Below are 12,231 nucleotides of genomic sequence, written 5' to 3'. Positions count from 1 at the left end.
TTAAAGGATAATTATTGAAATTAAAAGATATAGCTCTTGCTTTAGATATAAAATGTGATAGTGATATTGAAATAAGTGGTTTAAGTACTTTACTTGATTCAACATCAAATGAATTGACATTTTTAGAAAATAAAAAATATATAAATGATTTAGAAAAAACTTCTGCAGCAGCCGTTTTAGTAAAAGACGATTTTGTTTCAAAAGTTCCTAAAAATACAATTGCACTTGTCTGTGATGAGCCATATATAAAACTTGCCCTTGCTTCTAAAATTTTTGCTCCAAATGTTGTTGAGACAGAAGGCGATGATTGTATAGTAGGTGAAAATTCAATTATTATGCCAAATGTAAATTTAGGTAAAAATTCTACTATTGGTGCCAATTGTACTATTATGAGTGGTGCTTATATTGGAGATAATGTAAAAATAGGAAATAATACAATTATTTATCCAAATGTTGTAGTTTATAGGGATTGTAATATTGGAAATGATTGTATAATTCACTCTGGAACAGTTATAGGATGTGATGGTTTTGGATTTGCTCAAAATAGGGGTAAATATATAAAAATCTATCAAAATGGAAATGTAGAAATTGGAAATGATGTAGAAATTGGTGCTAATTGTACTATAGATAGGGCAGCTTTTAAATCAACAATTATAAGTGATGGAGTTAGACTTGATAATTTAGTTCATATTGCACATAATTGTAAACTTGGAGTTGGATGTATCTTAACAGGACAAGTTGGATTATCTGGTTCTACAACTTTAAATGAATATGTTGTTATGGGTGGACAAAGTGCAACGGCTGGACATCTTGAAGTTGCACCATTTACTACAATTGCAGCACGAGGTGGAGTAACTAAAAGTATAACTGAGCCTAAAAAACAATGGGCAGGTTTTCCTTTGATGGAACATAAAACTTGGCTAAGATTACAAGCTAAAATTTCAAAATTATTAAAATAAAGGGTCTCCAATAGTTAAAAAAATATTATCTTTAATATCGCTATTTATAATAGTATATTTTGAGTATGCAACTATAGTTTCTGATAAAGCAACAGTTGGTAAAATAGGTTCTATATTTGCAATTTATTCACATACTTATTTTGGATATTTATCTTATGTTTGTCTTTTTTTAATTTTATATCCATTATATAAAATTAATTTTAAACAAGATGAGAAAAAAGATTTTCTAAAATATTTTGGTGTAATAGTTTTTTTATTATCTTCATTGATTTTACAATCATTGATCTTTACAAAAAAAGATATATATTCAGGTGTGATTGGAAATAGTATTGTTGATTCTTTTTTCCCATTTGTTGGATTTGCAGGATTATGGCTATTGGTCTTAATAGGTTTTTTAATTACATTTTTAATATTTTCTGATGGAAAAGAGATTAAAGGTGTTGATGTACAAAAAATTGCATCAAATATCAAAAAAGATGTTGTTTTATTTCAACCTAAAGTAAGTGAAACAAAAAGAGAAAAAAGAAGAGAAGAAAGATTAACCATAAAAGAAGTGGGTGATACTGCTGAAATTCTTATAGTAGATAGTAACTCTAAAGTTGATAATAAAGCACTAGATGAGAAAAAAGTTGAAGAACAAATGATTGAAGAGTTTCATAGTGAAAATATCGATGAAAAACATTCAATTATTGTTGATGAATTAGAAGAAAATAAAAAGTTACAAGATGAAATTGAGTTAGGTGAATCTGAAAAACCAAAAGATTTTCAATTGCCAAGTAGTAATTTTTTTCAAAAACCACCTAAAGAGTCAAGTTCTAAAATAAATGAAGAAATAATTGATAAAAAAATTGCTGATTTATTAGAAAAACTATTGATGTTTAAGATTGAAGGTGATGTTGTAAGAACATATACAGGACCTGTTGTTACTACTTTTGAATTTAAGCCAGCACCTCATGTAAAAGTATCTAAAGTATTGAATTTACAAGATGACTTAGCCATGGCATTAAAAGCTGAAACTATTAGAATACAAGCGCCAATTCCAGGAAAAGATGTAATTGGTATTGAAGTTCCAAATGAAAATATGCACGTGATTTATATTAAAGAATTACTTGATAGTGAAATATTTAATAAAGCAACATCTCCCTTAACAATGATTTTAGGAAAAGATATTGTTGGAAAACCTTTTATTACAGATTTAAAAAAACTTCCTCATTTATTAATAGCTGGAACTACAGGTTCAGGAAAATCAGTTGGATTAAATGCAATGATTCTTTCATTGTTATATAAAAATTCACCTGATAATTTAAAGCTTATAATGATAGACCCAAAGATGTTAGAATTTTCTATTTATAATGATATTCCACATCTTTTAACTCCAGTTATTACAAAACCAAAAGAAGCAATTTTAGCCTTATCAAATATGGTTTTAGAAATGGAAAGACGTTATACTCTTATGTCTCAAACAAAAACAAAAAATATTGAGAACTATAATGAAAAGTCGAAAAAAGAGGGATTTGAACCTTTACCTTTTATTGTTGTAATTATTGATGAGTTAGCTGATTTAATGATGACAAGTGGTAAAGATGTAGAACTTTCTATTGCTAGACTTGCACAAATGGCAAGAGCTAGTGGTATTCACTTAATTGTTGCTACTCAAAGACCTTCTGTGGATGTTGTTACAGGTCTGATAAAAGCAAACTTACCTAGTAGAATTTCATATAAAGTTGGACAAAAAGTTGATTCTAAAATTATCTTAGATGCAATGGGTGCTGAATCTTTACTTGGACGAGGAGATATGCTATTTACACCTCCTGGAAGTTCTGGGCTTGTTAGGCTTCATGCTCCGTGGTCAAAAGAAGATGAAATAGAGAAAGTTGTAGATTTCTTAAAATCTCAACGTGAAGTTGATTATGATATGAATTTTGTAAAAGATAAAGATGGAAATGGAACAGCTATTTCAAGTGGTGATATGTCATCTTTAGATGAATTGTACGAAGATGCAAAAGAAGTTGTTTTGACAGATAAAAAAACTTCAATTTCTTATATTCAAAGAAAGCTTAGAATAGGATATAACAGAGCTGCAACAATTGTTGAACAGTTGGAAATGACAGGTGTTTTATCAGAAGTTAATGCTAAAGGAAATAGAGATATATTAATTTAATATCGTAATTATTAAATAATAATAAGAATTTATTATTATTTTAATAATCAATGTGTTATTATATTAATTATATTAAGAGTAAGGAGTATGTTATGAATACAAGTATTGTAGGAAGACACATAGAATTAACAGATGCGATAAAAGACTATGTAAATAGTTCAGTGGAAATTTTTAAAAAGTATAACTTAGATATTATTTCAGTTAATTCAATTGTTGATAAAGAAGAGAGAAATAGTAAACCTGTATTCGTTTTTGAATTTACATTAAATGTAGCACATTTAGATACTATTGTTGTAAAACAAAAAGATAAAGATTTATATTCAGCAATTGATATTGCAGTTGATAGAGTTTCAAAAGTTTTAAGAAGACATCATGATAAAGTAAGTGCTCATAAAGCTACTAAGCTTACAGAAGTTGTTTCTACAGAAATTGAAGATGCAATTGCTAACGAGTTAGATAAATTAGAAGCAGAGATTGTTCCTGTTAGATTATCATCATATAAACCAATAGACATTGAAGAGGCATTAAATGACTTAAAAGGTTCAAGTGCTGTATTCAAAGTTTTTTATGACAAAGATGATAATATGAGAGTTTTATATAGAACAAGTGAAGAAGGAAAATTTGGTTTATACTAAAATTTTTTGACGAATTATTAAAAAAGGGTGTTAGTCTTGTGGCTAATGCCCTTTTTTTTGTTATAATACAAAATTGAAGAAAATTAGGAAATAGATGCAAGTAATAAATAGCAAAGATGAATTAAAAAAAATAGCGTTAGTAGGGCAGCCAAATGTTGGTAAAAGTTCTCTATTTAACAGAATCGCAAAACAAAGAATCGCAATAGTATCGGATTTAGCTGGAACAACAAGAGATATTAGAAAACATGAAGTAGAAATATTTGATAAAAAAGCTTTGATGTTAGATACTGGTGGTATTGATGAAACCAATGATGCAATTTTTTCAACAGTAAAAAGAAAAGCGATAGAAACAGCAAAAGAGGCTGATATAATACTTTTTATGGTAGATGGTAAAAAGCTTCCTGATGAAAAAGATAAAGAATTATTTTATGAGCTTCAAGCTTTAGGTAAAAAGTTAGCTTTGGTTGTAAATAAAATTGATAATGATAAAGAAAAAGAGAGACTTTGGGAATTTTTTGAATTTGGAATAAAAGATGAAAATCTTTTTGGAATATCAGTTTCACATAATAGAGGTACAAAAGATTTATTTGATTGGATTTATAATGTACTTCCAGAATTACCTGAGAGTGAAATTGTTATAAATAGAGAAATCTTAGATGAAGATGATTCTGAATATGAAGAGGGTGAATATCCTTTAGAAGATGAAGTGATTGAAGAAGAAGTTGATGATAACAATATAAAAGTAGCAATTATTGGTAGAGTTAATGTTGGAAAATCATCTATTCTTAATGCCTTAATAGGACAGGAACGTTCTGTTGTTTCTCCAATTGCAGGGACGACTATTGATCCTGTAGATGAATCTTTTGAATATAAAGATAAAAATATTACTTTTGTTGATACAGCAGGTCTTAGAAGAAGAGGAAGTATTGAAGGTATAGAAAAATATGCTTTAATGAGAACAAAAGAGATGCTTCAAAAAGCAAACTTAGCATTGGTTGTTTTGGATGCTTCTTCTGAATTAGTTGATTTAGATGAAAAAATTGCAGGTCTTGTTGATGAATATGGTTTAGGTACTATTATTGTTTTAAATAAATGGGATGAAAATATGGATACATTCCAAAAAATACAAGAAACAGTGAGAAGAAAGTTTAAATTTTTGTATTATGCTCCAATTATTGCTGTATCAGCAAAAACAGGAAGAAGTATTGATAAATTAAAAGATAAGTTGATTGAAATTTATGAAAATTATAATCAAAGAGTTTCAACTTCTGAATTAAATAGAGTTATAGAACATGCTGTTATTAGACATGCCTTACCAAGCCCAAATGGAGCTTATTTAAGAATATATTATACAACTCAGTTTGAGACAAAACCTCCAAGAATTGCGCTTATTATGAATAAACCAAATTTATTGCATTTTTCTTATAAAAGATATTTAATAAATGTTCTAAGAGAACAATTAAATTTTGAGGGAACGCCAATTCATATTTTAGCTCGTAAAAAAGGTGAAAGAGAAGAGGAAGATACAGAAAATCAATAGCCCAAAGGAGTCTTTTTGTTTAAATATATTAAAAATGACATTTTAGGTGGTATTACTGCAGCTGTTGTTGCATTACCATTAGCTTTAGCTTTTGGTGTTGCAAGTGGTGCTGGGGCACAAGCAGGAATATATGGTGCAATAATACTAGGATTTTTTGCTGCTTTATTTGGTGGAACGCCAACTCAAATATCAGGACCAACTGGTCCTATGACAGTTATTACTGCTGCTGCAATTGTTGCATTCCAAAATGATTTATCATCTGTAATGATGGTAATATTTTTATCTGGAGTAATTCAAATCTCTTTTGGTGTTTTTGGTATTGGAAAATGGATTAGATTTATTCCTTATCCTGTTATTTCTGGATTTATGTCAGGGATTGGTGTTATTATTATAGTTTTACAAATTAATTCATTTTTAGGTGTTGATGGATATGGTTCTGTAATTCAAACATTAATAGAGCTTCCAAATACGCTTCACTTAGCAAATAAAGACTCTTTAGTAATTGCATATATGACATTAATAATTATGTTTTTTACTCCTAAAGTTGTAACTAAAATTATTCCTTCTGCTTTGATTGCTTTAATTGTTATGACTGTTTTTACTATTTATTATGGTTTTGACACTAAAGTAATAGGCGAAATACCAACTTCTTTACCTGAATTTATTTTGCCTTTTAATTTTGATATTTTAAAAATTAGTGATATTTTAATGTATGCCGTTACTTTGGCTTTGCTTGGAACTATTGATACTTTATTAACTTCTTTGGTTGCAGATTCTATGACAAAAACTAAACATAGACCAAATAAAGAATTGATAGGACAAGGAATTGGTAATGCTTTATGTTCTTTTGTTGGAGGGATTCCAGGAGCAGGGGCTACTATGAGGACTGTTATTAATATTAAAAGTGGAGGAGTGACAAACATTTCTGGTATGACTCATTCTATAATGCTTTTATTAACTGTTGTATTTTTTGCAAAATATGCTTCACAAGTTCCTTTAGCAGTTTTATCAGGTATATTAATAAAAGTTGGTGTTGATATTATAGATTATAGATTTTTTAAAATTATGAAAGTTATACATAAAAATGATTTACTAATTATGATAACGGTGTTACTTCTTACAGTATTTGTGGACTTAATTATGGCAGTTGGTGCAGGTATAACATTTGCTGCTATTTCAGCTATTTATAAAATATCTAAGCAAACAAAAATTCAGACAATTAGGGCTTTTAAAAATAGTCCTTTTGATATAGATATTGATAATTATGAAATTAGAATATTAAAAATTGATGGAGCTTTTTTCTTTGGTAGTGCAATGTTACTTGAGCAAAGAATTAAAAAAGTTTTAAAAGCTAAATATATTATTATTGATTGTAGAAATATACCATTTTTGGATATTTCAGCAATTATTACACTAGAAGAAACAATTAATTTATTGAGAGATTATAAGATAGGTGTCTCTTTGGTTGTAAAAGAAAGAGATAGGCGAAGATTTGTAAAAGTTGAAGATAGTGAACATTTTAAGAGTGTCAATATATATAAAAACATGGACTTAGCAATAAATGAAATTCAAAAAGAGAAATTAAATATAAGTGAATAATATAGTTTTATTATCAAATATTAAATATGAAGGTGTTGAAAATTTGCCAGTTTTTGACATAGAATATTTAGATGTTAAAATAGATTTAGAAAAATATGATTCTTTGATTTTTACTTCTAAAAATGCCATTTATGCCATTGATAAGTTATGCAATTCTTGGACAAAATTAGACTCTTATGCTATAGCAAAAAAAACTTCAGATATCTTAAAAAAATATAACTCAAATATCGTTTTTACTGGTACTTTTTCCCATGGTGATGAGTTCGCTTATGAATTAATTCCTTTGTTAAAAAATAAAAAAGTGTTATATATTAAGGGTGAAAAGAGTGTTTCACGATTATTTGAGATATTGAGTAATAATCATGTAAATATAGAAGAGATAGCTGTTTATAAAACTATTTGTAACAAAAATATTTTTAATCTTCCTGTATCTAATTCAATTATTATTTTTACTTCACCCTCTTGTATTAAATGTTTTTTTGAAAAATTTACTTGGAATGAGAGTTATAAAGCAGTAGTTATAGGTAAAACAACAGCAAAACACATGCCAAAAGATATAGAATATAAAATTTCACCAATACAATCAATCGAAGCTTGTATTGAACTAGCCAAAACATTTCAATAAAATTAATCTTTAATTCAATCATAATTAGATAAAATAATACTATCTAAGTAGTTCGGGATTTCCATTGTTGAGGGTCCGATACTGTTTTTTTGTGCGTAATGTAACTTTATGGTGTGCAGCATTTACTTTTAGTATTTTGCTCCTAAAATGCAGTTCTTATGTGCTAGTGTTGGCTTTTAGGGCCAGTTAAATGGTTAACGGCTACTTGGAAACTTACAATTATTAAGGAAAATCATAGTGAATATTTTAATACTTGGTAGCGGTGGTAGAGAGTACTCTATTGGATTAGCTATATATAAAGAGAATAAACACAAAATATATTTTATGCCAGGAAATGGTGCAACAGAAAATTTAGGTACTAATATAAATATAAAAGATTATAAAGAATTAGCTTTATGGGCAAAAAATAATAGTATAGATTTGACAATTGTAGGACCAGAAGCTCCTTTAGTTGATGGAGTTGTAGATATTTTTAAAGAAAATAATTTAACTATTTTTGGGCCAAGTGCAGCTGCAGCTAGACTTGAAGGTTCAAAAGTTTATATGAAAAATATATTAAAAAAATATAATATTCCAACAGCAGCATTTATAGAAACAAGTAATGAAAATGAAGCTCATAATTTCATTGATAATATGAAAAAAACACCAATTGTTGTAAAAGCTGATGGTTTATGTGCAGGAAAGGGTGTAATTATTGCACAATCTAAAGATGAGGCAAAACAAGCAGTTTCAGATATGCTTAGTGGTGAATCTTTTGGAGATGCTGGAAATTCTGTGGTTGTTGAAGAATTTTTAGATGGATATGAATTATCAATTTTTGCCATTTGTGATGGTGAAAATTATAAGGTATTGCCAGCTGCTCAAGATCATAAGAGAATAGGGGATGGTGATACAGGTCCAAATACTGGTGGAATGGGTGCTTATGCTCCTACACCTTTAGTAAATGAAGATATTTATAAAAAAGTTGAAGAAAGAGTTATTAAACCAACTTTAGCTGGTATGAAAAAAGAAGGTGCACCTTATGAAGGTGTTCTTTTTATTGGAGTAATGGTTGTTGATGGAGAACCAATTATTTTAGAATATAATGTTAGATTTGGTGATCCTGAGTGTGAAATTTTGATGCCATTACTTGAAACACCAGTTTCTGAACTATTTTATAAGGGTGCTACGAAAGATTTAGATTCATTGGATATTAAAATTAAAGATGAATTTAGTGTTGGTGTTGTTATGGCAAGCCAAAACTACCCATATAGTTCAAGTGAACCTGCTGAAATAATAGTTGATGAAATTGTTGATGAAGATATTTTAAATAATACACATATATCTTATGCTGGTGTTTCAAAAGAAGATGATAAACTTTTTGCAACTGGTGGAAGAGTTTTAGTTTGTGTTGGTTTTGGTAAAACTATAAAACAAGCAAGAGATAGAGCCTATGCCTTATGTGGGCAAGTTCATTTTGCTGGTAAAAAATGTAGAACAGATATTGCTTATCAAGCATTGAAGTAGTTTTATGATTCAAAAACAGACCGATATGGACAATTTACAATTAGCTACAATTAATTCAAGAATAAAAGCATTTATTATTGATGATATATTAATTACTTTAATAGTATTAATTATTTTTTGGGATACGATTGCAAATAATGAAAGTGATTTGTCTACTATTTTAATTTTAATGAATGAATTTGTTTTACAAGTTTTGGTATTGAAATTTATTTATCAAACATTTTTTGTATGGTATTATGGTGCAACTGTTGGTAAAATAATAGCAAAAGTAAGAGTTATTGATTATGATAATTTTAATAGAGTTAGTCTTTTCCAATCAGCTTTAAGATCTTTTGGTAGAATCTTAAGTGAAATGTTTTTTTATATAGGTTTTATATTTTCATTTTTTAATGATGGAAGACAAACATTTCACGATAAAATTTCAAAAACATTGGTTATAGATGTATAAAATATTATTAATTTTACCAATATTTGTTGGTATGCTATTTTCAAAAGAGTTAAAAAATGAAAAGATTCAAATATTATCAAATGATTTAAATAGTAAAGATAATATTGTTATTGCAAAGGGTGATGTTGTAATATTTTCTCCAAAATATTATATTTCTGCTCAAAAAGTTATTTATGATAAGGAAAAGAGTACTTTAGAATTATTTGATGATGTTGTAATTTTAAAAGATAATATTATTCAAACTCAAAGTGATTATGCTTTTATGGATTTAAATAGTGAAAGTTTAACCCAAAATCCAATTCTTTTACTTGATAATAAATCTCAAGTTTGGGTAACTTCAAATGATGCAAATAAACAAAATAATTTTTATCATTTTAAAAATTCTATTTTATCTAGTTGTGATTGTATAAATCCAGCTTGGAATATTAGATTCACAAGTGCAGATTATGACACTAAAGACCAGTGGTTAAATACTTATAATACTAGACTTTATATAAAAAATGTTCCTGTTTTTTATACTCCTTATTTTGGTTTCTCAACTGATACTACAAGAAGAACAGGACTTTTGAGACCTACGGTTGGTTTTTCAAATTCCGAAGGATTTTTATATTCTCAACCAATTTTTATTGCACCTGCTGATAATTATGACATTGAGTTGATTCCACAAGTTAGATTAGATAGGGGATATGGAATGTATGCGTATTATAGATATGCAGATTCTGATAATTCTATTTTAAAAATTGGAACAGGTTATTTTAAAGAGAAAGATAGCTATGTTGTAGAAAATTCTTTAGAAAATGATAAGCATTTTGGTTGGAATATTGATTATAGAAGAGATAAACTTTTTAGTGGAAATGATAGTGATGATGGTTTATTTGCATCAATAAAATGGTTAAATGATATAGAATATTATAATTTAGGAGATTCTAGTCAAAAAAATTCAAGTGTTGAAAAAAAAGTTGAATCAAAGATCAATTATTATTTAAAAGATAGTGATTACTATTTTGGGACATATTTAAGACATTATATAGATACAAATTTAGATTCAAATAAAAGTACACTTCAGCAGTTGCCGCAAGTACAATTACACTCTTTTTCTGATAGTTTATTTTTAGATAAATTATTATATTCAATAGATTTACAATCTACAAATTATAGCAGACAAAGTGGAATTGATGCTGTTAAAACTGATTTTAATGTTCCTGTTTCATATAGTTTTTCAATGTTTGATGATTATTTAAAAATAATTTTACAAGAAGAATTAACTATTTCAAAAATAAATTATTCTAATGGAAATAGTGCTTATAAAAATGCAAAATTTATAGAAAATAGACACAAAGTTACATTTAATAGTAATTTGGTAAAAGAGTATGAATCAGGGATTCATACAATTAATTTTAATACAGATTTTGTTTTTCCAAATGTAGTTAAATTAGATGGGGATATTTATCCTCTAAATTCAAATTCAAGTGAATTATCAGCTTTCCCATTATCAAAGACAACCAAAACTATAACTTTTTCTCTAAACCAAGCATGGACAAATATAGAAGAATTAAAAGAGATAATAAATCATAAGATTAGTCAATCTATTATTTATGATGATTTTAATAATACGGAATTAGGTGATTTAGAAAATGAAATTAGATATAATTATTTTTTAGGAACTATTTCTAATAGAATTATTTATAGTAATTTAGATAAAAAATTGACAGAGTCATCTACAAGTTTTTCATTTAATTTTGAAAATTACTTTTTTAATGCTACTCATTATTTATCAAAAAATACTCCAAATTCTGGAAAAGAAGAATTAGAATCGTATAGTTATAATACAGGTTTTAGTTTTTATAAAGACTATAGTTTAAGATATGAAGAAAATTATAACTTAAAAGAAAAATTGCGGAATAAACAAGCTTTTATTTTTGGGATTAATGATAAGTGTTGGAGTTTAGATTTAAAATATATTAAAGAGATAAAACCAAGTGCTTCAACAACTACGAATTCTACTAAACAAGATATTGTTTACTTAGAATTAACTTTAAAACCTTTGGGTGGTTTTAAACAACAATATATGGTTAAAGAGGAAAAGTAATTGGATTTTGAATTAAAATGTAGTGGTAGTAAAATTTATTTTAAAAATAGAGAAGATGCTGCAAAAAAATTATGTGAAATTTTACCAATTGAAAAAATGAAATTAGAAGATTGGATAGTTGTAGCTTCATCTTATGGTGGTTATCCTATTGCAAAGGCAATTGCAAAAGAATTAGATGCTCAATTTAAAATACTTTTTACTGAAAAAGTCGTAGCACCAAATAATGAAGAGTGTGAGATTGCAATAGTAACAGAGAGTGAAGAAGTTGTTATCCATGAAGAGTTAGCTAAATCTTTTGATTTAAGTTTAGATTTTATTTTTTCAAAGTCAAAATATGTTTATGATAGTATGATTTTAAATAAATTAAGTAAATTTAGGTCAGGGGAAAGAATAAAAGATATTAAAGATAAAAATATTCTTCTTGTTGATGAGGGTTTAAATACAGGTCTTACAATGATGGCATGTATAAAAACAGCAATAAATTTGGGTGCAAAATCAGTTTCAGTTGCAATTCCTATACTACCAAATGCTAGTATACAAACGATTGAGTCTATTGCTGATGATTTGTATTATGTAAAGAGTTTAGATCATTTTATCTCTATTGATTATTATTATAATGAACTTGAAGAGATAACATTTGAAGATATTAAAAATATAAAGGATAAATAA

At 27.3% G+C, this 12,231-nt stretch carries 10 protein-coding genes; all 10 read left to right on the top strand.

Annotated elements, in window-relative coordinates; translation table 11 throughout:
* Positions 1 to 14 precede the first annotated feature (14 nt).
* The 10 genes from lpxD (at position 15) to ACQY5W_RS00375 (ending at position 12,231) form a co-directional block, all read left to right on the top strand.
* Complete coding sequence (gene lpxD, locus ACQY5W_RS00420) at positions 15 to 959, top strand: UDP-3-O-(3-hydroxymyristoyl)glucosamine N-acyltransferase (RefSeq protein WP_428022949.1); 945 nt, start codon at positions 15 to 17, stop codon at positions 957 to 959.
* 10 nt (positions 960 to 969) lie between these two features.
* Positions 970 to 3,120 (top strand): DNA translocase FtsK, encoded by a 2,151-nt coding sequence (locus ACQY5W_RS00415; protein ID WP_428023185.1) that lies wholly within the window; start codon positions 970 to 972, stop codon positions 3,118 to 3,120.
* Between the two features lie 92 nt (positions 3,121 to 3,212).
* The gene (gene hpf, locus ACQY5W_RS00410; RefSeq protein WP_428022948.1) at positions 3,213 to 3,755 is read left to right on the top strand and encodes a ribosome hibernation-promoting factor, HPF/YfiA family; all 543 of its coding nucleotides are present in this window, start codon (positions 3,213 to 3,215) and stop codon (positions 3,753 to 3,755) included.
* A gap of 94 nt (positions 3,756 to 3,849) precedes the next feature.
* A complete protein-coding gene (der, locus tag ACQY5W_RS00405) occupies positions 3,850 to 5,295 on the top strand; it encodes a ribosome biogenesis GTPase Der (RefSeq protein ID WP_428022947.1) in 1,446 nt (481 codons plus the stop codon).
* Between the two features lie 15 nt (positions 5,296 to 5,310).
* Positions 5,311 to 6,894: a SulP family inorganic anion transporter gene (locus ACQY5W_RS00400; protein WP_428022946.1), complete on the top strand. Its 1,584-nt coding sequence runs from the start codon at positions 5,311 to 5,313 to the stop codon at positions 6,892 to 6,894.
* Complete coding sequence (locus ACQY5W_RS00395) at positions 6,887 to 7,519, top strand: uroporphyrinogen-III synthase (RefSeq protein ID WP_428022945.1); 633 nt, start codon at positions 6,887 to 6,889, stop codon at positions 7,517 to 7,519. The genes ACQY5W_RS00400 and ACQY5W_RS00395 overlap by 8 nt, the downstream gene beginning before the upstream one ends.
* A gap of 237 nt (positions 7,520 to 7,756) precedes the next feature.
* Positions 7,757 to 9,025 carry a phosphoribosylamine--glycine ligase gene (gene purD / locus ACQY5W_RS00390; RefSeq protein ID WP_428022944.1) on the top strand — a complete coding sequence of 423 codons (1,269 nt, stop codon included), beginning with the start codon at positions 7,757 to 7,759 and terminating at the stop codon, positions 9,023 to 9,025.
* A gap of 4 nt (positions 9,026 to 9,029) precedes the next feature.
* Positions 9,030 to 9,473 carry an RDD family protein gene (locus tag ACQY5W_RS00385; protein ID WP_428022943.1) on the top strand — a complete coding sequence of 148 codons (444 nt, stop codon included), beginning with the start codon at positions 9,030 to 9,032 and terminating at the stop codon, positions 9,471 to 9,473.
* Positions 9,466 to 11,562 (top strand): LPS-assembly protein LptD, encoded by a 2,097-nt coding sequence (locus ACQY5W_RS00380; RefSeq protein WP_428022942.1) that lies wholly within the window; start codon positions 9,466 to 9,468, stop codon positions 11,560 to 11,562. Before ACQY5W_RS00385 ends, ACQY5W_RS00380 begins: the two co-directional genes overlap by 8 nt.
* Positions 11,563 to 12,231, top strand: coding sequence for a phosphoribosyltransferase (locus ACQY5W_RS00375; RefSeq protein WP_428022941.1), 669 nt, complete (start codon positions 11,563 to 11,565; stop codon positions 12,229 to 12,231).

The sequence above is a fragment of the Arcobacter sp. genome (genome assembly GCF_050300555.1).
Classification (GTDB): domain Bacteria; phylum Campylobacterota; class Campylobacteria; order Campylobacterales; family Arcobacteraceae; genus Arcobacter.
This window is presented reverse-complemented; position numbering and strand designations above follow the sequence as displayed.